30 protein-coding genes and 1 other RNA gene are annotated in these 23384 nt (G+C 68.6%); 15 read left to right on the top strand and 16 right to left on the bottom strand.

Annotated features, from left to right (window positions below; all coding sequences use genetic code 11):
• Positions 1 to 201: 201 nt before the first annotated feature.
• The 3 genes from ACFVJ3_RS37325 (at position 202) to ACFVJ3_RS37315 (ending at position 2600) form a co-directional block, all read left to right on the top strand.
• The gene (locus tag ACFVJ3_RS37325; protein ID WP_378456837.1) at positions 202 to 1386 is read left to right on the top strand and encodes a phage major capsid protein; all 1185 of its coding nucleotides are present in this window, start codon (positions 202 to 204) and stop codon (positions 1384 to 1386) included.
• A gap of 318 nt (positions 1387 to 1704) precedes the next feature.
• Positions 1705 to 2220 (top strand): hypothetical protein, encoded by a 516-nt coding sequence (locus ACFVJ3_RS37320; RefSeq protein WP_378456836.1) that lies wholly within the window; start codon positions 1705 to 1707, stop codon positions 2218 to 2220.
• 107 nt (positions 2221 to 2327) lie between these two features.
• The gene (locus ACFVJ3_RS37315) at positions 2328 to 2600 is read left to right on the top strand and encodes a hypothetical protein (RefSeq protein WP_378456835.1); all 273 of its coding nucleotides are present in this window, start codon (positions 2328 to 2330) and stop codon (positions 2598 to 2600) included.
• Positions 2601 to 2760: 160 nt separating this feature from the next.
• On the opposite strand, the gene ACFVJ3_RS37310 is transcribed toward ACFVJ3_RS37315, so the two are convergent.
• The 3 genes from ACFVJ3_RS37310 to ACFVJ3_RS37300 all read right to left on the bottom strand — a co-directional run bounded on the left by ACFVJ3_RS37310 (position 2761) and on the right by ACFVJ3_RS37300 (position 4030).
• Positions 2761 to 2922 carry a hypothetical protein gene (locus ACFVJ3_RS37310; RefSeq protein WP_378456834.1) on the bottom strand — a complete coding sequence of 54 codons (162 nt, stop codon included), beginning with the start codon at positions 2920 to 2922 and terminating at the stop codon, positions 2761 to 2763.
• A 339-nt stretch (positions 2923 to 3261) separates the two neighbouring features.
• A complete protein-coding gene (locus ACFVJ3_RS37305; RefSeq protein ID WP_378456833.1) occupies positions 3262 to 3522 on the bottom strand; it encodes a hypothetical protein in 261 nt (86 codons plus the stop codon).
• On the bottom strand, positions 3515 to 4030 hold the full coding sequence (locus tag ACFVJ3_RS37300) for a GbsR/MarR family transcriptional regulator (protein WP_378456832.1): 516 nt from the start codon (positions 4028 to 4030) through the stop codon (positions 3515 to 3517). The genes ACFVJ3_RS37305 and ACFVJ3_RS37300 overlap by 8 nt, the downstream gene beginning before the upstream one ends.
• 135 nt (positions 4031 to 4165) lie before the next feature.
• Here ACFVJ3_RS37300 and ACFVJ3_RS37295 point away from each other — a divergent pair, with 135 nt between their 5' ends.
• Complete coding sequence (locus ACFVJ3_RS37295; RefSeq protein ID WP_378456831.1) at positions 4166 to 4363, top strand: hypothetical protein; 198 nt, start codon at positions 4166 to 4168, stop codon at positions 4361 to 4363.
• 11 nt (positions 4364 to 4374) lie between these two features.
• Here the strand turns inward: ACFVJ3_RS37295 and ACFVJ3_RS37290 are convergent, their stop codons facing one another.
• Positions 4375 to 4557: a hypothetical protein gene (locus ACFVJ3_RS37290; RefSeq protein ID WP_378456830.1), complete on the bottom strand. Its 183-nt coding sequence runs from the start codon at positions 4555 to 4557 to the stop codon at positions 4375 to 4377.
• Between the two features lie 332 nt (positions 4558 to 4889).
• Positions 4890 to 5252, bottom strand: coding sequence for a DUF5655 domain-containing protein (locus ACFVJ3_RS37285; protein ID WP_005247817.1), 363 nt, complete (start codon positions 5250 to 5252; stop codon positions 4890 to 4892).
• 49 nt (positions 5253 to 5301) lie between these two features.
• Here ACFVJ3_RS37285 and ACFVJ3_RS37280 point away from each other — a divergent pair, with 49 nt between their 5' ends.
• On the top strand, positions 5302 to 6285 hold the full coding sequence (locus ACFVJ3_RS37280) for a cobalamin biosynthesis protein (RefSeq protein ID WP_378456829.1): 984 nt from the start codon (positions 5302 to 5304) through the stop codon (positions 6283 to 6285).
• Here the strand turns inward: ACFVJ3_RS37280 and ACFVJ3_RS37275 are convergent.
• From ACFVJ3_RS37275 to ACFVJ3_RS37265, 3 genes are read right to left on the bottom strand one after another with little or no spacing between them, the layout of a single operon-like run.
• Entirely contained in the window at positions 6226 to 7107 is an 882-nt protein-coding gene (locus ACFVJ3_RS37275) for an SURF1 family protein (protein WP_378456828.1), read from the bottom strand. The two genes, ACFVJ3_RS37280 and ACFVJ3_RS37275, sit on opposite strands and share 60 nt — an antisense overlap.
• Before the next feature lie 43 nt (positions 7108 to 7150).
• A complete protein-coding gene (locus ACFVJ3_RS37270) occupies positions 7151 to 7624 on the bottom strand; it encodes a low molecular weight protein-tyrosine-phosphatase (protein WP_378456827.1) in 474 nt (157 codons plus the stop codon).
• Positions 7611 to 8312, bottom strand: coding sequence for an HAD-IA family hydrolase (locus ACFVJ3_RS37265; RefSeq protein WP_378456826.1), 702 nt, complete (start codon positions 8310 to 8312; stop codon positions 7611 to 7613). The genes ACFVJ3_RS37270 and ACFVJ3_RS37265 overlap by 14 nt, the downstream gene beginning before the upstream one ends.
• A 29-nt stretch (positions 8313 to 8341) precedes the next feature.
• On the opposite strand from ACFVJ3_RS37265, the gene cobC reads away from it, so the two are divergent.
• The 4 genes from cobC to ACFVJ3_RS37245 all read left to right on the top strand — a co-directional run bounded on the left by cobC (position 8342) and on the right by ACFVJ3_RS37245 (position 12451).
• Positions 8342 to 9376, top strand: a complete 1035-nt coding sequence (gene cobC, locus ACFVJ3_RS37260; protein ID WP_378456825.1) for an Rv2231c family pyridoxal phosphate-dependent protein CobC — start codon at positions 8342 to 8344, stop codon at positions 9374 to 9376.
• The gene (locus ACFVJ3_RS37255) at positions 9373 to 10512 is read left to right on the top strand and encodes a Nif3-like dinuclear metal center hexameric protein (protein ID WP_378456824.1); all 1140 of its coding nucleotides are present in this window, start codon (positions 9373 to 9375) and stop codon (positions 10510 to 10512) included. Before cobC ends, ACFVJ3_RS37255 begins: the two co-directional genes overlap by 4 nt.
• A gap of 98 nt (positions 10513 to 10610) precedes the next feature.
• Positions 10611 to 11348: a zinc ribbon domain-containing protein gene (locus ACFVJ3_RS37250; protein ID WP_378456823.1), complete on the top strand. Its 738-nt coding sequence runs from the start codon at positions 10611 to 10613 to the stop codon at positions 11346 to 11348.
• Entirely contained in the window at positions 11345 to 12451 is a 1107-nt protein-coding gene (locus tag ACFVJ3_RS37245; RefSeq protein ID WP_378456822.1) for a bifunctional RNase H/acid phosphatase, read from the top strand. The genes ACFVJ3_RS37250 and ACFVJ3_RS37245 overlap by 4 nt, the downstream gene beginning before the upstream one ends.
• Before the next feature lie 7 nt (positions 12452 to 12458).
• On the opposite strand, the gene ACFVJ3_RS37240 is transcribed toward ACFVJ3_RS37245, so the two are convergent.
• Positions 12459 to 13709 carry an SLC13 family permease gene (locus tag ACFVJ3_RS37240; protein WP_378456821.1) on the bottom strand — a complete coding sequence of 417 codons (1251 nt, stop codon included), beginning with the start codon at positions 13707 to 13709 and terminating at the stop codon, positions 12459 to 12461.
• A gap of 7 nt (positions 13710 to 13716) precedes the next feature.
• Positions 13717 to 14244, bottom strand: a complete 528-nt coding sequence (locus ACFVJ3_RS37235; protein WP_378456820.1) for a DUF1697 domain-containing protein — start codon at positions 14242 to 14244, stop codon at positions 13717 to 13719.
• A gap of 60 nt (positions 14245 to 14304) precedes the next feature.
• Here ACFVJ3_RS37235 and rnpB point away from each other — a divergent pair.
• Positions 14305 to 14743: RNase P RNA component class A (gene rnpB, locus ACFVJ3_RS37230), an RNA gene on the top strand.
• Between the two features lie 194 nt (positions 14744 to 14937).
• A complete protein-coding gene (locus ACFVJ3_RS37225; RefSeq protein WP_378456819.1) occupies positions 14938 to 15741 on the top strand; it encodes an alpha/beta fold hydrolase in 804 nt (267 codons plus the stop codon).
• Positions 15742 to 15749: 8 nt separating this feature from the next.
• Here ACFVJ3_RS37225 and ACFVJ3_RS37220 read toward each other — a convergent pair whose 3' ends face one another.
• The 3 genes from ACFVJ3_RS37220 to ACFVJ3_RS37210 are packed head-to-tail and all read right to left on the bottom strand — an operon-like array spanning position 15750 to position 17261.
• The gene (locus ACFVJ3_RS37220) at positions 15750 to 16373 is read right to left on the bottom strand and encodes a LysE family translocator (RefSeq protein ID WP_378456818.1); all 624 of its coding nucleotides are present in this window, start codon (positions 16371 to 16373) and stop codon (positions 15750 to 15752) included.
• Positions 16374 to 16395: 22 nt separating this feature from the next.
• Positions 16396 to 16815 carry a MaoC/PaaZ C-terminal domain-containing protein gene (locus ACFVJ3_RS37215; RefSeq protein WP_378456817.1) on the bottom strand — a complete coding sequence of 140 codons (420 nt, stop codon included), beginning with the start codon at positions 16813 to 16815 and terminating at the stop codon, positions 16396 to 16398.
• Positions 16812 to 17261, bottom strand: coding sequence for a MaoC family dehydratase N-terminal domain-containing protein (locus tag ACFVJ3_RS37210; protein WP_378456816.1), 450 nt, complete (start codon positions 17259 to 17261; stop codon positions 16812 to 16814). The genes ACFVJ3_RS37215 and ACFVJ3_RS37210 overlap by 4 nt, the downstream gene beginning before the upstream one ends.
• Before the next feature lie 240 nt (positions 17262 to 17501).
• Here ACFVJ3_RS37210 and ACFVJ3_RS37205 point away from each other — a divergent pair, with 240 nt between their 5' ends.
• From ACFVJ3_RS37205 to ACFVJ3_RS37195, 3 genes are read left to right on the top strand one after another with little or no spacing between them, the layout of a single operon-like run.
• A complete protein-coding gene (locus ACFVJ3_RS37205) occupies positions 17502 to 17666 on the top strand; it encodes a hypothetical protein (RefSeq protein ID WP_378456815.1) in 165 nt (54 codons plus the stop codon).
• Complete coding sequence (locus ACFVJ3_RS37200) at positions 17663 to 17848, top strand: hypothetical protein (protein ID WP_073368463.1); 186 nt, start codon at positions 17663 to 17665, stop codon at positions 17846 to 17848. The genes ACFVJ3_RS37205 and ACFVJ3_RS37200 overlap by 4 nt, the downstream gene beginning before the upstream one ends.
• Positions 17849 to 17878: 30 nt before the next feature.
• Positions 17879 to 19279, top strand: coding sequence for an RNB domain-containing ribonuclease (locus ACFVJ3_RS37195; protein ID WP_378456814.1), 1401 nt, complete (start codon positions 17879 to 17881; stop codon positions 19277 to 19279).
• Positions 19280 to 19283: 4 nt separating this feature from the next.
• Here ACFVJ3_RS37195 and pip read toward each other — a convergent pair whose 3' ends face one another.
• The 3 genes from pip to panB are packed head-to-tail and all read right to left on the bottom strand — an operon-like array spanning position 19284 to position 21628.
• Positions 19284 to 20249 (bottom strand): prolyl aminopeptidase, encoded by a 966-nt coding sequence (pip, locus tag ACFVJ3_RS37190; RefSeq protein WP_378456813.1) that lies wholly within the window; start codon positions 20247 to 20249, stop codon positions 19284 to 19286.
• Positions 20250 to 20256: 7 nt separating this feature from the next.
• On the bottom strand, positions 20257 to 20718 hold the full coding sequence (locus ACFVJ3_RS37185) for a hypothetical protein (protein ID WP_378456812.1): 462 nt from the start codon (positions 20716 to 20718) through the stop codon (positions 20257 to 20259).
• A gap of 40 nt (positions 20719 to 20758) precedes the next feature.
• Positions 20759 to 21628: a 3-methyl-2-oxobutanoate hydroxymethyltransferase gene (gene panB / locus ACFVJ3_RS37180; protein ID WP_378456811.1), complete on the bottom strand. Its 870-nt coding sequence runs from the start codon at positions 21626 to 21628 to the stop codon at positions 20759 to 20761.
• Positions 21629 to 21811: 183 nt separating this feature from the next.
• Between panB and ACFVJ3_RS37175 the strand changes: the two genes are divergently transcribed.
• A complete protein-coding gene (locus ACFVJ3_RS37175; protein ID WP_378456810.1) occupies positions 21812 to 23380 on the top strand; it encodes an alpha/beta hydrolase in 1569 nt (522 codons plus the stop codon).
• Positions 23381 to 23384: the final 4 nt, after the last annotated feature.

The following is a 23384-nucleotide window of genomic DNA, read 5'->3' as shown; positions in this document are numbered from 1 at the left end:
AAGGTGCAGCGCCATCGGTACACGGTCGTCAATCCGTCCGTCTCGCAAGAGGCCAGCGGTCAAGGCCAACCCGCCCGTTCTGCACACTCGCGGCAGTCAGGTCGAGCCAGCGGTAACCAATCCGTCCGTTCCCATTGCAGCCGTTCACAATTCAGCTTCTCGCATGCGCCACTGCGCCGCGACTACCGAGAGGTACACACCGTGTACGGAACCAAGATCAAGGGATTGGCCGACGCTGCAGAGGCCGCGGTCAAGCCGGCGCAGGAGATCGCCGCGAAGGCCAAGCGTGAGGGCCGGCCGCTCACCGAGGCCGAGCGCACCGAGTACGACGCCGCGATGAGTAAGGGAACCGACCTACTCGCGCAGCTCAAGGCAGCGAAGGCGGCCGGGGCCGTGCTCGACGGCGTGAAGGGTCTCGTCAGCGAGATCGGCGGAGTGGGCGACTCTCCCGAGCTCGCAGGCCGGCATCTCGCGCTCGGCGGCAAGTCCGCGAAGGCGCTGAGCGTCAAGATCGCCGATCGGATGATGCACGAGAACGGCGTCGGACAGAAGGCGCTCGCGCCCACCGGCACGACCGTTACCGACGTGCCGATGCTCGCCGAGTCGCCGATCGCGCTCGGTAAGCCGGCGCAGAGCCTCCTCGACGTGCTGCCCGTGCAGATTCGGGCGCCCAAGTACACCTACCTGCGCCAGTCGACCCGCACCAACAACGCCGCGCCCGTGGCCGACGGTGGCACCAAGCCGACGTCCGTGCTGGGTCTCATTCAGGTCGACGCCGAGCTGCGCGTTGTCGCTCACCTGTCCGAGCCGATCCCGAAGTATTGGATTGAGGACGCTCGCGCACTCGAGCAGTTTGTCGCGGACGAGCTGGTCTACGGATTGAGCGTGGCGCTCGAGAGTCAGTCGCTCACCGGCGACAGCACGGGCGTCAACCTCGACGGCATCACGACCACGAGCGGGATTCAGTCCCAGGCGTTCGCGACCGATCTGCTTACCACGACCCGCACCGCGATCACCAAGCTCGAAACGGCAGGCCACGAGGCCGGCGTGTTCGTCCTGTCGCCTGCAGCGTGGGAGGCCCTCGAGCTCGCCCGCACCGACACGGCCGGCAACCTCGAGCTCGGCGGGCCCGTCGACCGCGCCGCACGCAAGCTCTGGGGTGTGCCTGTGGTGCTCTCGCTCAAGCTGCCGGCCACGACGGCCGCGCTGCTCGACGTGAGCTCGGTCGGCATCTCGACCGATGCGTCGGGCGTCCAGGTGCAGTGGTCCGAGAATGTCTCGGATGACTTCAGCAAGAACCAGATCCGCGCTCGCGTCGAGGGTCGGTTTCAGGTCGACGTGTTCCAGCCGGCCGGCGTCGTCAAGATCACGACGGCCGCGGCATAACCGAGAGGATTGACCATGCCCAAACCCAAGATCGAAGCGACATACGAGCCCGGGCGCAATGGAGCCGATACGACTCTGAACGCTGACGTCGTGATTAGCAAAAAGTCGCGCGTGCCCATCCTCCGGATCCGCCTGTACAACCGCCGGCGCGGCGGTCGGTAGAGACTTCGGCGCGTTCCCGTGGGGCTCCTCGGCCCGTTGAGGACGCGACGAATGCACGAGAATGCCCCGCCGGCTGGTGACCGGCGGGGCATTCTCGTGGCCGTCCCGCGCCGATACTCTCGTTGTTGGATCCCCGCGTATCAGTACGATTCGCGGGTGGACTGGATTGCAGTGGGGTCGGTCGCCGTGTCGACGGCAGTGTTCGTGGTCGGCGTGCCCGCGGCGTGGCAGTACTGGACATGGGAGCGGCGCGGGCTGTGGCGAGCCGAGCGAAACGCGAAAGCTCTGGCGTTGCTCGAGGGGGGATCCGAGGCGGCGCTCGCCCTCGAGGCGGATAGTCGCGCGATCGGGCTGAGGTTAGCTGCGAGTCGCAAGTATCCGACGACACGCAAGACTGCGGCGCTTCACTTGGCGCATTGGTTCGTGCTCGTCTCCAGCCTATTCGGCGCTATCGCCGCGCTCACCTCCCGCGAGACACGTGCAATCCTCGAGTACCCCGACTACGTGATCATGGCTTTTGTGCCGCTCTTCGCCGCATCGACTCTGTTCATGGAAGACGGAATGCGCCGCACGTGGCGCCTACGCCGCGAATGGATCGCCGCCGGCGGCATCGAGCCGGAGCCGGAGCCAGCACCCGACGCCGAGCAGGACGAGCGCGCCGCTACCGGCTAGCTCCGGCCGGCCTATTCGATGCCGGTGAGTGTGTCCTGCGCGCTGCAGGATCGTCACCGGCGTGAGGCCAAGCGCGTCGGCGACGAAGTACTGGTAGAAACCCACGAGTGGCTATCGACTACACGAAGAAGAATCCGGCGACCGCAGCGATTCCAACGGAGCCGCCGCCCGGCTCTGTCATTCGTTTCAATATCGGCTACTACACATACGCCGCCTACCGAGTCGACGACGAGGAGGCGTGGTCCTGGTGGACGACCTCAGCTGAGGACTACGACGAAGACAGCGAGTGGGGAGGCGTGAGCAGAGTCGACACATGGGAGAAGATCCTCGAAGCGTCCGGCGGTGCGATCGAGATTGCCGAGACCTGGCGCAAGCTTTAGGCGAATCCTCTACCGACGCGCGCGTTCGGTGTCAGTCCTCGGCCGTACCGTCACTCTTGCCGGGCGCTGAGGTCGGAGGAAGCCGGCCCCCGGCGTCCGCGCTGAACACGAGAATGCCCCCACCGGTCGATCGCTGGTGGGGGCGTTCCACTGTCCTGGCCTAGTTCGCGCGGTGCGCCTGGCGGGCAAGCTCGCCGACCGCTTGGGCGAGGTACTGAACAGCGTCAGCCAAGTGCATCGTGGGATCGTCGGCCTGGGCCTTTGCGTTCCTGGCACTGTCCACGGCCTTATCGGCGAAATTGGCCGCCTCAAGATAAGTCATACAGGTCTCCTCGGATCGTGGAATGTTTCCTCGCGAGGAATGTAGTCGGGGGGATTGAACGCCGAGGGAGCAGTGCCGAGTCGATCGGTCGACGGGCGTCCGTCTGCCCACATTTTGCCCACACTTGCCCACGAAACTACGTGATCGAGCGGTGCCCGCTGAGACGTAAATGCGCAGGTAGACGCAGTATCGACCGTCTGACCAGGGGTGGTAATAGGGTTCGAAACCCTCCGCGCCCACCGTCAGGCAAAGCCCCGATCTGCGTTTCCGCGCAGGTCGGGGCTTTCTCGATGCCGGTGTTCACCGTGGTACCCGCGTTCGGCTGCCGCTCACTCCATCTCACTCCTCGGTGAGATCCATCAGCTGCTCTGCGGCGGTGATATTGCCGTTGTCGGCGAGTCGGCGGAGTTCGTTCATATCGCCCAGCTCCGTGGCGAGTTCGACGAGTTGGTCGGCCGCGTCGGAGCTGCCGTTGTCGGCGAGGCGCCGGAGTTCGTCCATGTCACCCCGTTCGCCGGCGAGCTCGATCAGGATGTCGAGCGCCGTCGAGTCACCGTTGTCGGCCTGCTCGCGCAGGGCGGACAGCTCGGATTCAGTCATGATGTACATCCTCTTCTCGATCGAGTTTCCTGAATTGCCGATCTCGGAGGGCGTCGCGATGCGTGTGCCACTCGTCCAGCAGGGCCGGAAGTCGCTCGCTGAGGAAGTCGGCCAGCGCGACCATCTCCTCGAGTGGGGCGCGGCGTTCGGGTGGAGCATCGGCCAGCAGCGCCAATCCCTCCCGGAACAGCGCCGCGTGCTCGCGGTGGAGGGCGGAATCGAAGTTCTGCGGTTGCTGACTCGCCGGGTCCAGGCTCACCCGGTCCACCCGCTCGCCGGCCACGCGGGTCCGCCGCGCCATCCGGTAGCCCTCGAGCAGCTTGACCGCCCCGGTGACGGCACTCCGGCTTGCCAGCAACGCCCCGCCCAGTTCGTCGATCGTCTGTTGCGGCGGATCGCAGACGAACAGGTACCCCAGCAGCCGTCCCGCCATCGGCGGGAATCCGTACCGGCGTGCGTAGAAGCGGCCGACGTGGTCGGCGAAGATCAGCTGTGTGTCGGACGGCACAGTATCGAAGATAGCAGTTCTGACTGAAATGACACAGATTTGCGTTATTTCTGTTCAGCTGCGGCGTTGTGACAGGTTTCGCGGAGTTAACCTGTTCATCGCCCGCAGCTTCGCCTGCAGTGGCATATTCCTGACATGCCCAGGTACAAGGTGACGCTGCGCAACGGCACGTCGAGCGACAAGACCTTCGAATCAGACTTCCAGGCCGTCAACGAGACACACCGGCCCGCCGAATCCGGGGCGGGCATCGTGAAGATCGACCGCTATGAGGAGGGCGGGGGTGCGGCCCCGGTGTGGTCTGCTCCCACGACGACACGCTCAACGCGCACCTAGCTTCCGGTCGTTCATCGAGGGGTGTGCAAGCCTCGGCGTTCGGCTTCGGCCTCGAGTTCCCCGACCCGGCTGGTGATGCCGCGCACCGTTTCGCAGCCGTAGTCGTTCGCAATCGACTCTCCGAGCCGAGCTCGGCACTCGTCCAGCTGGACGATCAGTTCGTCGTCGCCGAGGTTCGTCACGTCGCTGCCCACACGTCGATCGTCCCAGGCGCAGTCGGCGAAACCAATGCCTCACACGAATTTCCACCGGACGCGCAGAACCCCGCCGGGCCACGTGGGTGTGTTGAGTCAGCACCGAAGATGTGAGCAGGGCGGGGCCGTGCGCCGCCCCTGAATGGGGGGAACGAGGCGGCATTTACCATGGTAGGCGCAGGAAAGGGTGCTTGGCGAGATACTCAGCAGAGTTTCAGGAATCCGACATACCGACCGGAACGGGTGCGTCGTTCGCAGCTGCCGACGGATTGGTGAGACGCACACGCTATTGCGCGGGTTTCCGGCGAATCGGTGCGCAATTGTGCCCTCAGCTAGCGCGCGCGAGTGCCCGGACCCACGGTGTCGTAGGCCTCGGCGAGGAGCGCGGCCAGGGTGTCGTCGAGCTGATCGTCGGAGGTGATCGTCAAGCGGTGCGTGATCACCGTCTTCGTGGTGGGAAACGCCTCGCGTAGCTGCGGGTGATGGACGCGGCGGCGCAGGTCGAGGGCGATCTCGAGCCGCGACGAATAGATGAACGCGGCAGCGAAGACGCGGGCACGAGCCCACGCGATCTCGGTCCGGTGGACCCGCTCGTCCACCTCGCCGCACGCGAGAACGAGGTCACGGAACTGCAGTAGGCGCTCGGTGGCGTCCGGGTCCTTGCCTGCCAGGTACTCGTCGATCGCGGCACTCATGGGACGCTCCTTTACATCGACTGCAACGTTAGTTGATACAAATATCGGCGTGCATCGAACCTCCCGTCCCGCCACCGCGCGTGCTGCCGGCCTGCTTCTCGGCTTCGTCGCCGACCGCGTGTTCGCCGATCCGGCCCGGTGGCACCCCGTGGCCGGATTCGGTCGCACTGCAATGGCGTTGGAGAAGGCGACGTACCGCAACTCCCGGTCGGCCGGGGTGCTGCACGTGGCCGTCCTCGTCGGCGGCGCGGCGGGTCTGGGGGTCGCCGCGACACGGGTGGCGCGGCGCGGGGGATGGGCAGGCGAGGCAGCCGGAACGGCCGTCGCGACGTGGGCCGTGCTCGGCGGAACGTCGCTGGGACGGACCGGATCGACCATGGCCGCACACCTGGAGGCGGACGATCTTGCCGCCGCCCGCGCCCTGCTGCCGTCGCTGTGCGGTCGCGATCCCAGCGTGCTCGGCGTCGACGGACTGACGCGGGCGACGCTGGAGTCGGTGGCCGAGAACACGTCCGACTCGGCGGTCGGGGCATTCGTGTGGGGCGCGGTGGCCGGAATCCCGGGACTGTTCGCCTACCGGGCGTCCAACACCCTGGACGCGATGGTCGGGTACCGCTCGCCGAAGTACACCAACTTCGGTTGGGCGGCGGCACGGTGGGACGACGTCCTCAATTTGCTGCCCGCCCGCCTGACGGGTGCGCTGTCCGTCGCGGCCGCACCGACGGTCGGCGGGTCGCCGACCGAGGCGTGGGAGGCGTGGCGGCGCGACGCGTCCCAGCACCCCAGCCCCAACGCGGGTGTTGCGGAGGCCAGCGCGGCGGGCGCCCTCGGGATCTCGCTGGGCGGGCGCACCGAGTATGCGCACGGCATCGAGATGCGACCCGTCCTCGGCTCCGGGCCGTCGCCGCGGCCCGGCGACCTCGACCGTGCGGTGCGGCTGTCCGCCGCGGTGCAGGGCGGCGCGGCGCTGGTGTCAGCGGCCCTTGCCGTAGCGGTCGGCCAGCTTCGCTTCCGCCGCCGTCCGCGGCGCTGACTCCACCGGCTTGCTTCGGGTGAACGGCTTCTTCCGGGCCACCGGTGCGGGAGCCGGAGCGGTGTCTCCGGAAGGCTTCGCGGACTTCTCCTTGCGGCGTTCCCGCCACTCCGCGCGGATGAAGTAGGCCAGGCCGAGCGGGGCCATGATGCCGAACGCCAGCCACTGCAAGCCGTACGACAGGTACGGGCCCGCGTCGAGTTGCGGGAGCGCGATGGTCCCGAGGCCGCCGGGCTGATCGGGTTCGAGTTGCACGTACGCGTCGACGAGATCGATGCCGATGAAACCGCTGATCTGATCCGCGTCGATGTAATACACCTGGCGGAGCCCGTTCTCGGTGATCGGCTCCTTGCCGGGGATGGTGCCCTCGGATTTGCGGACGCGACCGTCGAGCGTCACCTGCCCGGCCGGTGGCGGATCCACCGGCGGCGGCTCGGTTCCCTGGACCGGTCGGACGTAGCCGCGGTTGACCAGGATCGTGCGACCGTCGGTCAGTTGCAGCGGGGTCAGGACCTCGTACGCGGGCTGCGATTCGATGGACCGCAACCGGACCAGCAGATCACTGTTCTGGACGTAGGACCCGGTCGCGGTGACGCGGCGCCACTCGTCGTCCGGATTCGGGGCCGCGCCGGACAGCAACGTCTCCAGCGGGACGGGGTCGGCGTCGACCGAGTCGGCGATCAGCTGGTTTCGGTGCTCCGTCGACGTGTTCTTGCCGAGTTGCCACGGCGCGAGCACGTAGAAACACATGAATGCGAATCCGGCGACCACCAGGGCCAACACCAACCAGCCGGGTCGCAACAGAAATCTCAGCCTTCGCACGCCTCCACGGTAGCCGCTCGCAGGTGGGGACCCTGATCGTGGGTTACCGGCTGCGCACCCAGTCGAGCAGCCCGGGCACCGCGGCCTCGATCTGCACGCGGACTCGTTCGAAGTCCTCGAGGTCGCCGTAGAACGGGTCGGGGACGGACGACGCGTCCGCGTCCGGGTCGAAACTGCGGAGCAGCCGGCGGCGTTCGTCGGGCACGCCCATGTGGGCAAGCTCACGGTCGTGGTTCGCGGCGAGAGCGACCACCAGATCGGCGCCGAGATGGAACGGTCCGACCTCCGCCGCCGTGTGGCCCGTCGGATAGCCGTTCAGCTTCAGGATCTCGTTGGTGCGGATGTCGGCCTCGCGGCCGACGTGCCAGCCGTGGGTCCCGGCGCTGCTCACCATCACCCGGTCGTCGAGGGCTTCCCGGCGGAGGTGTTCGGCGAAGATCTTCTCGGCCATGGGGGAGCGGCAGATGTTGCCGGTGCACACGAACGTCACGTGCAGCGGGGTGTCAGGCCGCGGCATCGAGCATCTTCCCGAGGTGGGCGACGGTCTGCGCCGTCGTGTGCGCGCGCTCGGCCTCGGCCGGGAAACCGTAGCCCCACTCGACGAACACCGCGGGGATGCCCCAGTGCGCGGCACCGAGGACGTCGTGGTCACGGTCGCCGACCATGAGGACGTCGGGGGTGGCGCCCTCGGTGGCGGTGACTCCCAGGTTCCGGAGGGAGTGGGCGATCACGTCCGACTTGGCGCGGCGACTGCCGTCGTCGCTGGCGCCGCCGATGAACTCGAAGTAGTGGGCCAGTTCGAAGTGTTCGAGGATGCGGATCGCGAACCGCTCGGACTTCGACGTGGCGACGGCGAGCCGTCTGCCGCTGTCGCGGGCGTCGATCAGCACCTGCTCGATGCCGTCGAAGACGGCGTTCTCCGCCCACCCCACGTTGTCGTAGCGCTCGAAGTAGGCCGCGACCGCGTGCTGCACGACGTCCTCGTCCAGGCCCATCGACCGGAACGTGTCGATCATCGGCGGGCCGATGACGGCGTCGATCATCTCGTCGGTCGGTTCCGGCTGCCCGATCGTCTCGAGCGCATGACGGAACCCGGCGTGAATGCCGGGCGCGGAGTCGGTGAGCGTGCCGTCGAGATCGAACAGCACGATCGGAGCCGACAGGGCAGAAGGGGCGGAGGACGGGGAGGTGGAGAGAGATGTCACCGGACCATTGTCCCCTAGGCTCGACAGCTGTGGACATTCGTGCCGGTAGCCGGGAGAGCCTGCGTCATCACGGAGACGTGGATGCGGGGCCCGGTCTCCTCGATTTCGCAGTGAACGTGCAAGGCGACAGGCCACCGGAATGGCTGCGACTGCGCCTCGCGGACGCGTTGCAGCGCCTGGGTTCCTACCCCACCGTCGCGGCCGATCGCGCCGCCCGGACCGCCGTGGCATCCCGGCACGGACGCTCGCCCGACGAGGTGCTGCTCCTCTCGGGTGGGGCCGAGGGCTTCTCCCTGCTCCCGCGGCTCGGAGTCCGGGAGGCGGCGCTGATCCATCCGTCGTTCACGGAACCGGAGTGGGCGCTGCGGGAGGCGAACGTTCCCGTCACGCAGGTGCTGCTCGGCGATCCGTACGTTCTGGACTCCGCCGCGGTCCCCGAATCCGCCGACCTGGTGGTGATCGGCAACCCGACCAACCCCACCTCGGTGCTGCACCCGGCGGAGGAGATCCTGCGGCTGCGCCGCCCCGGCCGGATCGTCGTGGTCGACGAGGCGTTCGCCGACGCGGTGCCGGGCGAGGTCGAGTCGCTCGCCGGTCGTTCGCTGCCCGACGTGCTGGTGCTGCGCAGCCTCACCAAGACGTGGGCACTGGCCGGACTGCGCTGCGGGTACGCGCTCGGCTCCCCGGAGATCCTCGAACGCCTGCAGATGGGGCGGGCGCACTGGCCACTGGGAAGCCTGCAGGTGGAGGCGATCGCCGCGTGCAGCGAACCGGACGCCGTCGCCGCCGCCCGGGAGCACGCCGTCGTGCTGGGTGAATGGCGGGACTACCTGATCCGGCGGCTGAGTGAGATCGGCGTCGCGGTGCACCAGCCCGCCGTCGCACCGTTCCTGCTGCTCCGACTGCCGGACGGCGAACTCGTGCGGAAGCAACTGCGCGAGCGGGGCATCGCCGTGCGGCGATGCGACACGTTCCCCGGACTCGGTCCCGACCTCCTCCGGGTCGCGGTGCGCCCCCGCGAGCAGACCGATGTCCTGATCGACGCGATGAAGGAGATCATGTGAACCCGGTGCGTCTCGCCGACGTGATCGCGACCCTGGATGCGGCGTACCCGCCCGCGCTCGCCGAGTCGTGGGACTCCGTCGGCCTCGTCTGCGGCGACCCCGACGACACGGTGGCGACGGTGACGATCGCGGTCGATCCGACCGCCGCGGTGGTCGACGAGGCGATCGACGCAGGCGCCGACCTTCTCCTCGTCCACCACCCGCTGCTGCTGCGCGGCGTCGACACCGTCGGCGCCCACACGCCGAAGGGCGCTCTCGTCCACAAGCTGATCAAGGCCGGATGCGCCCTGTTCACTGCGCACACCAACGCCGATTCCGCGGCCCCCGGCGTCTCCGACGCCCTGGCCGCGGCGCTCGGACTCACCGTCACCGGACCGATCGACCCGCACCCCACCGAGAACCTGGACAAGTGGGTCGTCCTGGTCCCGGCCGGCGACGCCGACACGGTGCGCCGCGCACTGTTCGACGCGGGCGCCGGACGCATCGGCAACTACCGCGACTGCAGCTGGTCCGTCACCGGACAGGGCCAGTTCCTCCCGACCGACGGCGCGAACCCCACCCTCGGCGCGGTCGGTGCGCTCGAACGTGTGGAGGAGAGCCGGGTGGAGGTGATCGCCCCGCGCGGCATCCGGCTGAAGGTGCTCGCCGCGATGCGCGCCGCCCACCCGTACGAGGAGGTCGCATTCGACGTCTTCGAGATGGCGACCTTTCCCGGACCCCGCGGCCTCGGGCGGGTCGGGGAGCTCTCCGAGCCGCTGTCGCTGCGGGAATTCACCGACCGGGTGGCGGACGCGCTGCCCGCCACGACGTGGGGAGTGCGAGCCGCGGGCGACCCCGAAGCCACGATCCGCACCGTCGCGGTGTGCGGCGGCTCGGGCGACTCGTACCTGGACGCCGTCGCACGACTCGGCGTGGACGCCTACGTCACCGCCGATCTGCGACACCACCCGGCGGACGAGCACCTGCGCGCCGGAGGTCCGGCCCTGATCGACGTCGCGCACTGGGCGAGCGAGCAGCCGTGGTGCGGCCAGGCCAAGGGCGTCCTCGACACCGCTTTCGGCCGGACACCCGAATGGCAGGTTCGGGTGTCGGCCGTACGGACCGATCCGTGGTCGGTCAGCGCGTCGCCGTCGTAGCGCCGTCCGGCCGAAACCCGTGATCCGCCGGGGTACGGTTGACACCCAGCAATCTGCACACCAGAACCCTTCACAGAAGACAGCAGGAGTTACCACGCGTGAACGTCGAACCACAGGTGCAGTCCAAGCTTCTCGACCTCGCCGGCGTCGATGCGGAGCTGTCGAGGATCGCCCACCGACGCACCGCGCTTCCGGAGCGTCAGGAAGTCGAGCGGCTCGAGGCGGAACGCGTCACCCGGAAGGACGCGGCCGTAGCCGTCGAAATCGTCCTCGACGATCTCGACCGCGACATCCGCAAGCTCGAAGGTGAGGTCGACGCCGTCCGCCAGCGCGAGGACCGCGACCGCACGCTGCTCCAAAGCGGAACGGTCGGATCGAAGCAGCTCACCGAACTCGAACACGAACTCGGCAGCCTCGTCCGCCGTCAGGGACTGCTCGAGGACGAATTGCTCGAGGTGATGGAACGACGCGAGGCGTCGCAGTCCGACCACGATCATGCGGGTGCGCAGCTGTCGCAGATCGAGGAAGACCTCATCGACGCCGCCCGCCGCCGGGACGACGCCGTCGCGGACCTGGACGCCGCCGAGCAGCGCTGCATCCGCGACCGCACGGCGCTGGCCGACCAGTTCCCCGCCGACCTGATCACCGTTTACGAGAAGCAGCGCAGCCAGAACGGTGTCGGAGCGGCGCTGCTGCAGGCGCGGCGCTGCGGAGCGTGCCGCATCGAACTCGACCGCGGCGAGATCTCCCGCATCACCGCCTCGGCACCCGACGTCGTGGCGCGCTGCTCCGAATGCGGCGCGATCCTGGTGCGCACCAAGGAGTCGGGTCTGTGAGTGCCGGTCGGGTCGTCGTCGAGGCCGACGGTGGTTCCCGCGGCAATCCCGGACCCGCGGGCTACGGGGCCGTGGTGTTCGACGCCGCCCAGGGCACCGTCCTCGCCGAGCGCAAGAAGGCCCTCGGGATCGTCACGAACAACGTCGCCGAGTACCGGGGCCTGATCGCCGGTCTCGACGCCGCCGCCGATCTCGGTGCGTCCGAGGTGGACGTGCGGATGGACTCCAAACTGGTGGTCGAGCAGATGTCCGGGCGCTGGAAGGTGAAGCACCCGGACATGATTCCGCTGCAGCGGCAGGCGTCCACACTCGCCCGGCAGTTCGATTCTGTGACGTACACGTGGATTCCGAGGGCCGAGAACGCGCACGCCGACCGCCTCGCCAACGAAGCCATGGACGGCGCCGACGGCAATTCCGACGCCGAACCGGAACCGGCTGCCGTCCAGTCGGAGAAGACCACCCCCGCGGCACCGGGCTGGATGGACACGACGGGCGCCCCGACCCGGATGCTGCTGCTCCGGCACGGGCAGACCGCGCTGTCCGTCGACCGGCGGTACTCGGGTCGCGGGAACCCGGCTCTCACCGAGATCGGGCAGGCCCAAGCGAACGGCGCGGCCGCCCGCTTCGCGGGCAACAACGGAATCGCGGCCGTGGTGTCGTCCCCGCTGGGGCGCGCGCAGCAGACCGCCACGGCGGCGGCGAAGGTGCTCGGACTCCCGGTCACCGTGCACGAGGGCCTCACCGAAACCGACTTCGGCGAGTGGGAGGGTCTTACGTTCCGGGAAGCTGCCGACCGCGACCCGGAACTGCACCGCAAGTGGTTGTCGGACACCTCGGTGTGCCCGCCGTCGGGGGAGAGCTTCGACGAGGTGCGTGAGCGGATCCTGAAGGTCCGCGACGACCTCACCGCCACCTATGGCGGCTCCACCATCCTCGTGGTCACCCACGTGACGCCCATCAAGACGCTGTTGCAGCTGGCGCTCGACGCGGGACCCTCCCTTCTGTACCGGCTGCATCTGGATCTGGCGTCGCTGAGCATCGCCGAGTTCTATCCCGACGGCGGCTCGTCCGTCCGCCTGGTCAACGACACCTCCCACCTGTGAGTACTTGTCAACCGCGGGCGGTTGACAAGTACTCACAGGCCCAGAGGGCAACGACCGCAGCAAGCAGGGTCAACGGCGTGGTCACCAGCGCGAGAATGGTGAACGTCCGGAGATCTGCGGGAGATCCGGCCCGCGCGGCCACGCGCCGCCACAGCATGATTGCCAGCGACCCCACGTACGTGAGGTTGGGGCCGAGGTTCACACCGAGCAGCATCGCCAGAACGAGTCCGGTCGGAGCGTGCGGTCCGAGCGCTGCCAGCAGGAGCAGCGTGGCGGGGAGGTTGTTCACCAGATTCGCGGCGACCGCGGCGACGACGGCCATCGTGAGCAACGCCGTGAACGACGTGTCGGTCGGCAGCCGGGTGGCGATCCAGTCGCCGATCGGACCGTTCGCGACCCCGGCCACGACGACGCCGAGGATCAGGACGAACGCGCAGAACCACACGTCGATCGAATACACGATCCGGCCCACGCTGGTCCGGCCGTCGCGCAGGGCGACGACGCCCAGCACGATCGCCCCCGCCGCGGCCACCCATGCCGGTGCGACCCCGACGAAGCCGGACACGGCGAACCCCAGGAGTGTGGCCGCGATGATCGACAGCGCGGCCGCCGGCGCCTGAGGATCGCGTTTCGGCTCCGGCTCGGCCTCGGGCCGGACGAGGTGACGCCGGAAGAATACGCGGAACAGGATCAGCTCGACCATGATCGCCACCGCCCACGGCAGTGCCATCACGGCGGTGAAATGCAGGAAGCTCAACCCGGTCGCCGAGAACGCGATGAGGTTCGTCAGGTTGGACACGGGCAGCAGGGTCGATGCGGTGTTCGACAGGTGAGCGGTGGCGTACGAATGGGGGCGCGGATCCATCCGCAGCGAGCGGGCCGTGGCGATCACCGCCGGTGTCAGCAGGACCACCGTCGCATCGAGACTCAGCACCGCGGTGGTCAGAGCCGCCGCCGCGAATACGAGAGTCAGCAACCTCTTCGGATCCCCGCGCGCTCCGCGCCGCAACCGGCCCGCGATCCAGGTGAACACACCCATGGCGTCCGCGAGGTGCGCAAGGACGAGGATCGCCGCCAGGAACCCGACGGTCGGGGCCATCTCCGACACTTCGTCCCAGGCCTCCGACGGCGTCACCAGACCGGTGGCCAGCACGACGACGGCGGCCGGTGCGGCCGCGACGATCTCGGGCAGCCTGCGTGGACGCACGACCGCGAAGACGAGGACTCCGGCGACGAGCGCCACCGCCAGAACCGTCACCGAGGGGTCACTTCAGGAGCTTGTGGAGCGTGCGCAGATTCCGGGTCGTGGTGAACGCCTTGAGCTTGGGAGCGCCGGTGCTCTTGCCGAACCGGCTCTTCAGCGTCATACCCCGCTCGACTTCCCAGTACAGGACGCCGTCACCGGCCTGCACCCGTTCGACGTCCGGATCCAGCTCGTCCCGGATGCTCAGAAGTGTGTCCAGGACCTCGGGTTCGGGCGTCACCAGCACATACGGGTGCCAGCCTTCTCGCTCGGGGTCGAACGGGTAGTCGTCGACGATCTTCCGGACCGTGTCGAGGTCGAGTACGAAAACCCAGGCTTCGTAGTGGAATTCGGCACGCAGCCCGGTTTCGATCTCACTCTTCAGTGCGGGGACGTCGTCGCGGTCGGAATCGAAGAGCACGTTGCCCGACGCGAGAACGGTCTTCACGTTCTCGAATCCCAGATCGACGAAGGTGCTGCGGAGGTCGGCCATCTTGATGTTGATGCCGCCCACATTGATACCGCGCAGGAGGGCGGCGTATCGGGTCATGAACAGACCATAGTGCGGCGGCATGACACGTTCGCGCGAACTGTAGGCTGATCGGGCGGACGAGTTGGCCGGGCGACCGCGGCACAGGGAACCAGCACATCAGTGCACAGGCCCCGAGTCGAGGAAAGTCCGGACTCCACAGAGCAGGGCGGTTGTTAACGGCAACCCGAGGTGACTCGCGGGACAGTGCCACAGAAAACAGACCGCCGACGCCACATCCTCCGGGGTGAGGCGTCGGTCAGGGTGAAACGGTGCGGTAAGAGCGCACCAGCACCCCGGGTGACCGGGGTGGCTAGGTAAACCCCGCCCGGAGCAAGGTTGAAGGCCGCATCGGATCCTCCGGGATCCCGGTGCGGCTGCGCAGGTGTTCGAGGGCTGCTCGCCCGAGCCTGCGGGTGAACCGCTCGAGGTACCCGGCGACGGTGTGCCCAGATGGATGGTCGCCACCCGGCGCTTCGGCGCTCGGGGACAGGATCCGGCTTACACGCCAACTCGTCCGCGCTCTGTCCGCGTCGGCGCTGGCCACGACCCCGACTGGCGAGTAACAAACAGACCGGTTAGCATCTTTCCCGCATCGGCCCGACCGACCCGAATCGGGGTCGATGTCGGGGCCCGTCGCCCACATTCGTGGGCGACGGGGCCCCACTGATCGGCGGTGGTAGATGTTACTCGCGATAGCGGTAACATCTGTCCATGGACTTGCCTCACGACATCGCCGGCTCCGGCCCCACTCTGGTACTCGTGCACGGAGTGGTGCATCGCCGGCAGGCCTGGAATGCACTCCTGGACCAATTGACGCCCTGTCGACGAGTGGTGACCGTCGACCTTCCGGGACACGGAGAATCGGCCGCACTCGACGACGGCCCGGACATGATGGATCAACTCCTCGAGGAACTGAGCGGGTTCGTCCGCTCGGTGACGCCGCCCGGTGAACGGCCGCACGTCGCCGGAAACTCGCTCGGAGGCTGGCTGTCCCTCGCTCTCGCGGCCCGGGGCGAGGTCGCCTCGGCCACGGCGCTCTCACCGGCCGGCTTCTTCGTCAACCACGCCGATCAGGCCCGCACCATCTACACGTTCCGGGCCCTGCGCGGACTCACCCGGGCACTGGGGCCGAACGCTCCGAAGGCGCTGCGCTACAAGGCTGTCCGCTATCCCTCGCTCGCCGCCTTCTTTGCGCGGCCCAGCCGGGTGCCCTACGAGGATGCCGTGATCGACGCGCACTCGCTCACCACGAATGCCCTGGTCGACAAGGGGATGACGGCCTCGTTCGATCTCCCGCCGGTCGTCGACGCGACGGTTCCGGTCACCGTGGCGTGGGGGCGGCGCGACTTGATTCTGCCTGTCTACCAGGCACGACGGGTGCGCCGATTCTTCCCGCAGGCGAGGATACTGGTTTTGCCCGGCATCGGGCACGTCCCGATGACCGACGACCCCAATCTGATCAGCACGATTCTGCTCGGCGGCAGCTCGGCCAGTTCCCGCGACTGCCCGGACTGACCTCGCTCCTACCGCGCCTCGGCGACGACCACGGCACCGAAACCGAAGAGGACTGTTCCGGTGATCCGATCCAGGACCCGTCGCACCGACGGCTTCTCCAGCGTGGTGCGCGCACGAGTCAGCAGGAGGCTGTACGCGCCGAGCCAGAGGATCCCGAGGAGCCCGTGGACGAGCACGAGCAATGCCAGTGTCGGGGCGGTCGGCCATCCGGGCGGAACGAGCTGGGGGAGCAGGCCGGTGTAGAACACTGCGATCTTGGGGTTCAGGAGGTTCGTCAGGAACCCGGCCCGCCAACTCGACCCCGGCGACGGGGCGGGTGCCGGTTCGGCCTCGGCGGTGCGCTTTCGCGACCGGCTGCGCCAAAGGGTGGAGAGTCCCAGAAACACGAGGTACATCCCGCCGACGATCTTCACGACGATGTACGCCTCCGCGGAGGCGGCGAGCACCGCGCCGAGTCCGACGACGGTCAGCGCGCCCCACACCATCAACCCGGCGACCACACCGAACGTGGCCCGCAGCGCGGCGCTGCGTCCACCGGACAAGCCCGCGCGCGTCACCACCGCCATGTCCGGGCCCGGAATGACGGTCAGGAGCCCGAGCACCGCGAAGGCGGTCACCACGACACCGATCATCGGCTCAGTATGTCGGGCGTGCTCAGCGCAGTGAAATCCAGACCTGCGACTTGCCGAGCACGGTGTGTCCGTCGAACGTCACCGTCAGGTCGATCCTCGCGGTGCCCGCCGCCTCGTCGACCTGCGCGGCCTTCGCGACGACCTCGACGACCGCACCCTCGTCCGGGTCGACGATCACCGGCTTGGTGAAGCGGGCGCGGTATCCGGTGACCCGCGCCGGGTCACCCAGCCAGTCGACGATGCACTGCGTGGCCAGTGCCAGCGTCAGCATGCCGTGCGCCAGCACACCGGGCAGGCCCACAGCGTCCGCGACGTCGTCCCGGTAGTGGATGGAGTTGAAGTCACCGGACGCTCCGGCATAGCGGACCAGGGATTCCCGGGTCACGTGGTATCGGGCTTTGGCGACGGTGTCGCCGAGCAGGATTCGTTGCGGGGCGGTCATTCCCCGTCCCCCCTGATGAACAGCGTCGACGTCATCGTGCTCACGTGATCGCCTGTGGCGTCGAGGATCTCGATGTCGGCGACGAGCAGCGTGTGCGGACCGCGTGACGTCACGTTCGTGACGGTGAGCACCGCGGAGAGTTCGTCGCCCGCGACGACCGGGCGGATGGACGTGGCGTGTTCGGTACTGTGCACCAGATTGACCGGCTCGATTCCCGACGTCGGATCGGCGACGAGCTGGGCCAGTGCACGTTCCTGCACGATGACGGGAAACGTGGGCGGGGCAACGAGATCGGCGTGACCGGCGGCGCGGGCACGGTCGACGTCGAACGAGGTGGGGTTGGTGGCGAAGACGGCGCGGGCGAACTCCCGGATCTTCTCGCGGCCGACGAGGTAGGGCTCGGTCGGTGGGTAGACACGACCCTCGATCGCTGGATTCACTGCCATCAGGTCAGCCTAGAGACGTCCCGTCCCGGGGGCAGGGCGAAGCGTTCGATGATTCGTCACGAATGTGTCGCGGGCATGCCTGCGAACACGACGAAGCCCCCGCCGTTCGGTGCCGGCGGGGGCTTCGAGGTATCGACTGGTCGACAGCCTCAGACGGGATCGACCATCAGCAGTTGGGCCCAGTACGTGGCGCCTTCGGCACCGAGGTAGGGAAGTAGCTGATCAAAAATGATCGTCGACATGCTCGCTCCATTCTCTGTTCGGGCACTGCGCACGGAAAGACGGGCCATCGGCACCGCACTGACCGGCGCCGGGGAACGTATCACCGGACAGGTCTCCGAGGGTAACAGTCTGAGCGTGATCCACAACTCCATCCGTCCCACCGGTGCCACACTGAGGACATGACTGACGAAGATCATCTCTGGTACTACAACGTCGAGGACGGCACGGTCACGCAGGGGAAGGCGGCATCGTCGATGTCCCGGATGGGTCCCTACCCCGACCGGGACTCGGCCGAGAAGGCGCTGCAGATCGCCGCGGAGCGGAACAAGGCGGCGGACCGGGCAGACGAGGAGTGGAACAACTAGCGTTGCGGACAGGGTGTGCGTGAGATGCCGATGAGTCGTTTCGTAGCGCGCGGAATCGATTTCGGCACCGTGCGCACCGAATTCCACCTGCCGGAGGGCTATCCGCCCGCGGCGGTCGCGCAGGCGCGGGCGGCGTCCGACCGGTACGCGTCCGAGCGGGAGGACCGCACCGATCTGGCGTTCGTCACCATCGATCCGCCCGATTCCCTCGATCTCGATCAGGCGTTGCACCTCGAGCGGACACACGACGGATTCGTCCTGCACTACGCGATCGCGGACGTCGGCGCCGTCGTGCGGCCCGGGGGGGTGCTCGACGTGGAGACCCGGAAACGCGGGCAGACGTTCTACCTCCCTGACGGCAAGGTGCCGCTGCATCCGAAGGAACTCTCCGAGGGATCCGCGAGTCTCCTCCCGGACGAGGATCGCCCGGCGGTGGTGTGGCGGATCGAACTCGACGAGTCGGCCGAACCGGTGTCCTGCACGGTGTCCCGTGCCACGGTCCGTTCCGTGGCGCGGCTGGACTACGCCGGTGTGCAGGCCGATTCGGAGGCGGGACGACTGCATCCGTCCATCGCGTCGCTGCCGGAGTTCGGCCGGCTCCGGACGGCGGCGGCGGTGGCGCGCGGCGCGATCGAACTCCGGCTCCCCGAGCAGGAAGTGGTGCCGGACGGGGACGGCTGGCGCGTCGATCTCGCGCCCCGCACGGAGGCCGACGACTGGAACGCCGAGGTTTCGCTCCTCACCGGAATGTGCGCCGCGGCCATGATGCTCGACGCGAAGGTCGGGTTGCTCCGCACCCTGCCGCCCGCCGGACCGGACGCGGTCGACGCGCTGCGACGCACGGCGGCGGCATTGGGGATCGACTGGCCCGAGAGCGTCGGTGTCGGTGAACTCCTGGCGCGGCTCGACCCGAATTCGGCGTCGACGCTGGTGCTGATGACCGAGGCGCCGTCACTGCTGCGGGGCGCCGACTACGCGGCGTTCGACGGCGCCCTGCCGGACCTGACCGCGCACGCCGCCATCGGCGCCCCGTACGCCCACGTGACCGCGCCGCTGCGCCGGCTCTCGGACCGGTACTCCACGGAGGTGTGCCTCGCCGTCGCCGCCGGAACGCCGGTGCCGTCCTGGGCGCGGGACGCCCTCGCCTCTATGCCCGAGATCATGGTCGGCTCGGATTCCCTCGCGAGCAAGATCGACCGTGCCTGCATCGACCTCACCGAAGCGACCGTGCTCGCCGACCGGGTGGGGGAGACGTTCGACGCGACCGTGCTGCGGTCACGGAACGGCAAGCGCACCGCGGACGTGTTCGTCCCGTCGGTGTCCGTGATGGCGAAATGCGTGGGCGACCCGGCCGAGGGCGAACAGGTGAAAATCAGGCTCGTCTCCGCCGACGCCGCGAAGCGGACCGTCGAGTTCGGGTACCCCGCATAGCGCGTCAGTCGCGGAACCGGTCCGTTGCCTCGACGAGGTGATGGACGATGCCCGGTTCCATCGCGGAGTGTCCCGCGTCGTCGACGATCTCGAGCCGCGAACCCGGCCAGGCCCGGTGAAGCGCCCACGCACTGGTCGCCGGGCACACCACGTCGTAGCGACCCTGCACGATCACGCCCGGAATGCCGTCCAGTGCGGCGGCGTCGCGGAGAAGCTGGCCCTCGTCCAGGAACCCGCGGTTGTGGAAGTAATGGTTCTCGATGCGGGCGAAGGCCAGCGCGAACCTCGGCTGGGACGTCTCCACCACCCGTTCCGGTTTGGGGAGGAGCGAACTCGTCGCGCCCTCCCACGTGGACCACGCGACCGCCGCCCGCGTCGCGACGTCGGGATCGGCGGACTGCAGGAGCCGGTGGTAGGCCTCGACGAGATCGCCACCCCGCTCCGACTCCGGCACCGGCGCCAGGAACTCCTCCCACAGTTCGGGGAACAGGTGTCCGGCACCGCCGTTGTAGTACCAGTCGATTTCGCTGCGGCGCAGCAGGAAGATGCCGCGCAGCACCAGCGCGGTGACCCGGTCGGGATGCTTCTGGGCGTAGGCGAGTGCCAGTGTGGAGCCCCACGACCCGCCGAAGACCTGCCACCGGTCGATGCAGAGATGGGTGCGCAGCAACTCCACATCGCGGAGGAGACGGTCGGTGGTGTTGACCGACAGATCGGCCCCGTCGGCGACGTGGGGTGTGGAACGTCCGCATCCGCGCTGGTCGAGCAGCACGATCCGGTACACCTGCGGGTCGAAGAACTGTCGTTGGGCGGGGTCGGTGCCGCCCCCTGGCCCGCCGTGGAGGAACACCACCGGCTTCCCGTCGGGGTTGCCGCTCTGCTCCCAGTACATCTGCTGTCCGTCGCCGACGTCGAGATGCCCGAACTGGTACGGCTCGAGCGGCGGGTACAGGGTGCGCGGCTGGGTCACGTCGGCCTCAGAACCCGATCAGGCCGGACGCCAGATCGGGGATCTCCAGCGCAGTCACCGCTTCCTGCCGGATGCCGGGGCAGGCCGCCGTCGTGATCACGTCGATCCGGGCCCGGTCCTGCAGAAAGTCGAGCGCGTTGAGGTTGTTCTTCGCGATCCACGTGCCGACCAGACCGTTCAACCCGGTCTTGCCGATGGTCGGGGTGTAGGTGCGCCAACTCTGCAACTGACCCTCGAGGTCGGTGCACAGCTGGGCGGCCTGCGCCTCGGTGACACCACCCGGTACCAGGGCGGTGCCGGGAACCGCGGCGGTGGTCGGTGCCGGGGGCGCGGTGGTGCCGGGCGCGGGTGCGGGACCCTGTCCGGCGCACCCCGTGACGACCGCCGCGGCCGCCACCGTCCCGGCCGCCACCACGGCCAGACGGTGACGACGTCCGGTGCGCTGCACGTGTCGCTGTCCCATGAACATCCCCCTCGAGTGTGTGCCGGCCCGGTGAGTCGAGGACGACCTAGAAGCTGTGCTCTTCCGCCGGGAACGTTCCGGCGCGTACCTCGGTCGCGTATGCGGCGGCCGCGCTACGCAACTCGTCACCGACGTTACCGAAGCGCTTGACGAACTTCGCCGTCTTGCCGCTGGTGTAGCCGGCCATGTCCTGCCACACGAGGACCTGGGCGTCACATTCGACGCCCGCTCCGATACCCACGGTCGGGATGGTGAGCTTGCGGGTGACCTGGCCTGCGATCTCGGCGGGCACCATCTCCATGACGACGGAGAACGCGCCGGCCTCCTGCACGGCGATCGCGTCCGCGACCAACTGCTCGGAGGCGTCGCCGCGGCCCTGCACGCGGAAACCGCCGAGCGAGTTCACGCTCTGCGGAGTGAACCCGACGTGGGCCATGACGGGGATGCCTGCCGCGGTGATGGCGGCGATCTGCGGCGCCACGCGCTCGCCGCCCTCGAGCTTGACCGCGTGGGCCAGCCCCTCCTTCATGAACCGGGTCGCGGACGCGAGGGCCTGCTCCGGTGAGCTTTCGTAGCTGCCGAACGGGAGATCCGCCACCACGAGAGCGTGCGGCGCACCGCGGACGACGCCGCGAACGAGGGGGAGGAGTTCGTCGATCGTGACCGGGACGGTGGTCTCGTATCCGTAGACGACGTTGGCGGCCGAGTCGCCGACGAGGAGAACGGGAATCCCGGCTTCCTCGAAGATGCGGGCGCTGGAGTAGTCGTAGGCGGTGAGCATCGCCCAGCGTTCACCCTCGGCCTTCATGGCCTGCAGGTGGTGGGTTCGGGTCTTGCGCTTGGGAACGTCGTGCGATGGTGCTGATCCGTAGAGCCGATCTTCTGACGTGCTCGCGGACGACTTGCTATCGGACATCGTTGTCCCTTTCTGGCCTCGAGGCCCTTGACGGGTCCCCGGGTGCGGGTGATGACGCCTACAGTCTGCCACCGGCCCGCGGGGGAGCGAAGGGCTCGCGCGGGTGCGATAGGTCACACCCCCGGACTGTCCTCTGACCTGCGGGAAGGCCTGACGGCGCGAAACCCCTGGCACGATCGTCGTATGTCGAAGAGTGCTCGGGTACCGGCCGCGTTCGCGGGGTGCATCGCCGTCGTCCTTGTCGTCGCAGGCTGTGCCGGAGGCGGTCGGGACGCCGGTGAGGCCGTCGCCGAGCCGTCGGCGGCCGAGGCGGCTCCGGCCGGACCGATTCCCGCGGGGCTCGAGGAGTTCTACACACAGCAGGTGCAGTGGGGTTCGTGCGAGGGGTACAGCACGGATGGTTCTCCGCTCGGCGACACTCTCGACTGCGCGAAGGTGACCGTGCCGAACGACTACGCGAACCCCGGGGGCGCCACCGCACAGATCGCCGTCTCGCGGTTGAAGGCGACCGGCGACAAGGTCGGATCGCTGCTCGTGAACCCCGGTGGCCCGGGGGCGTCGGGTATCGGGCTGGCGTCCGTGGCCGACGGCACCGAGATCGCGGAGCGGTTCGACGTCATCGGTTTCGATCCGCGCGGCGTCGGCGCGTCCACGCCGCAGGTGACGTGCCTGACCCCGCCGGAGGTGGACGCGAGACGCAAGGATGACGACGTCGACATGAGTCCCGCCGGAATCGCGCAGACGGAGGGTGAGAACCGCGAGTACGCGGACAAGTGCGCGGAGCGGACCGGCGTCGACGTCCTCGCGCACGTCGGAACGTACGACGTGGTGCGCGACATGGACGTCATCCGGGCGGTGCTCGGTGACGAGAAGCTCAACTACCTCGGCTACTCGTACGGCACCCGCCTCGGCTCGACGTACGCGGAGACGTTCCCGGGCAACGTGCGCGCGATGGTCCTCGACGGTGCCCTCGATCCCGAGCAGGACCCGACGGAGGAGGTGATCCTGCAGGCGGCCGGATTCCAGTCCGCGTTCGACGCGTTCGCCGCGGATTGCATGCAGCAGCAGGACTGTCCGCTCGGCACCGATCCGGCGCAGGCGAACGCCAGGTTCCGGGCACTCGTCGACCCGCTGATCGACAAGCCGGCCGCGACCACCGACCCGCGCGGACTCGGCTACACCGATGCGATCACCGGCGTCCAGCAGGCCCTGTACTCGCCGAATCTGTGGGGCCCGCTCCGCGGCGGCCTGGAGAGCCTGCGGACGGGGACGGGTGATTCGCTGCTGATGCTGGCCGATCTGTACGAGGGGCGCGCCGACGACGGTACGTATTCCAACCTCAACGACGCTTTCAATTCCATCCGCTGCATGGACGATCCGCCGGTCACCGACCGCGCGGTGGTCGGGGCGGCGGATGTGCGGTATCGCCAGGCGTCGCCGTTCCTCGACGACGGCCGCGGCACCGGCAGCGCGCCGCTGGACGTCTGCGCGTTCTGGCCCGCGCCGAACACGGGCTCGCCACACACCGTGTCGGCGCCCGGGATCCCGCCGGTCGTCGTCGTGTCGACGACCGAGGACCCGGCGACGCCGTACCAGGCGGGCGTGGATCTGGCGAAGCAGATGAACGGCTCACTCGTCACGTACCGGGGCACTCAGCACACCGTCGTTCTCGACGGCGAGGCGTGCGTCGACGACGCCGTCACGGACTATCTGGTCGACCTCGCGGCGCCGCCCGCGGACCTGGCGTGCTGACCCG

Source organism: Rhodococcus sp. NPDC127593 (genome assembly GCF_042671975.1).
Taxonomy (GTDB): Bacteria; Actinomycetota; Actinomycetes; order Mycobacteriales; family Mycobacteriaceae; genus Rhodococcus_F.
The sequence above is the reverse complement of the archived record's forward strand: the minus strand, read 5'-3'. Positions and strand labels throughout refer to the sequence as shown.

What these genes read in the sequence shown, in the direction of transcription:
- ACFVJ3_RS37295 (WP_378456831.1), top strand. Translation starts at nt 4,166, where the DNA reads ATGCCCAGGTACAAGGTGACGCTGCGCAACGGCACGTCGAGCGACAAG.
- ACFVJ3_RS37305 (WP_378456833.1), bottom strand. Translation starts at nt 3,522, where the DNA reads ATGACTGAATCCGAGCTGTCCGCCCTGCGCGAGCAGGCCGACAACGGT.
- ACFVJ3_RS37210 (WP_378456816.1), bottom strand. Translation starts at nt 17,261, where the DNA reads ATGGCAGTGAATCCAGCGATCGAGGGTCGTGTCTACCCACCGACCGAG.
- panB (WP_378456811.1), bottom strand. Translation starts at nt 21,628, where the DNA reads ATGTCCGATAGCAAGTCGTCCGCGAGCACGTCAGAAGATCGGCTCTAC.
- ACFVJ3_RS37270 (WP_378456827.1), bottom strand. Translation starts at nt 7,624, where the DNA reads ATGCCGCGGCCTGACACCCCGCTGCACGTGACGTTCGTGTGCACCGGC.
- ACFVJ3_RS37220 (WP_378456818.1), bottom strand. Translation starts at nt 16,373, where the DNA reads ATGATCGGTGTCGTGGTGACCGCCTTCGCGGTGCTCGGGCTCCTGACC.
- ACFVJ3_RS37285 (WP_005247817.1), bottom strand. Translation starts at nt 5,252, where the DNA reads ATGAGTGCCGCGATCGACGAGTACCTGGCAGGCAAGGACCCGGACGCC.
- ACFVJ3_RS37235 (WP_378456820.1), bottom strand. Translation starts at nt 14,244, where the DNA reads ATGACCCGATACGCCGCCCTCCTGCGCGGTATCAATGTGGGCGGCATC.
- ACFVJ3_RS37185 (WP_378456812.1), bottom strand. Translation starts at nt 20,718, where the DNA reads ATGTTCATGGGACAGCGACACGTGCAGCGCACCGGACGTCGTCACCGT.
- ACFVJ3_RS37215 (WP_378456817.1), bottom strand. Translation starts at nt 16,815, where the DNA reads ATGACCGCCCCGCAACGAATCCTGCTCGGCGACACCGTCGCCAAAGCC.
- ACFVJ3_RS37200 (WP_073368463.1), top strand. Translation starts at nt 17,663, where the DNA reads ATGACTGACGAAGATCATCTCTGGTACTACAACGTCGAGGACGGCACG.
- ACFVJ3_RS37205 (WP_378456815.1), top strand. Translation starts at nt 17,502, where the DNA reads ATGCTCGCTCCATTCTCTGTTCGGGCACTGCGCACGGAAAGACGGGCC.
- ACFVJ3_RS37310 (WP_378456834.1), bottom strand. Translation starts at nt 2,922, where the DNA reads ATGACTTATCTTGAGGCGGCCAATTTCGCCGATAAGGCCGTGGACAGT.
- ACFVJ3_RS37195 (WP_378456814.1), top strand. Translation starts at nt 17,879, where the DNA reads ATGAGTCGTTTCGTAGCGCGCGGAATCGATTTCGGCACCGTGCGCACC.
- ACFVJ3_RS37225 (WP_378456819.1), top strand. Translation starts at nt 14,938, where the DNA reads ATGGACTTGCCTCACGACATCGCCGGCTCCGGCCCCACTCTGGTACTC.
- ACFVJ3_RS37175 (WP_378456810.1), top strand. Translation starts at nt 21,812, where the DNA reads ATGTCGAAGAGTGCTCGGGTACCGGCCGCGTTCGCGGGGTGCATCGCC.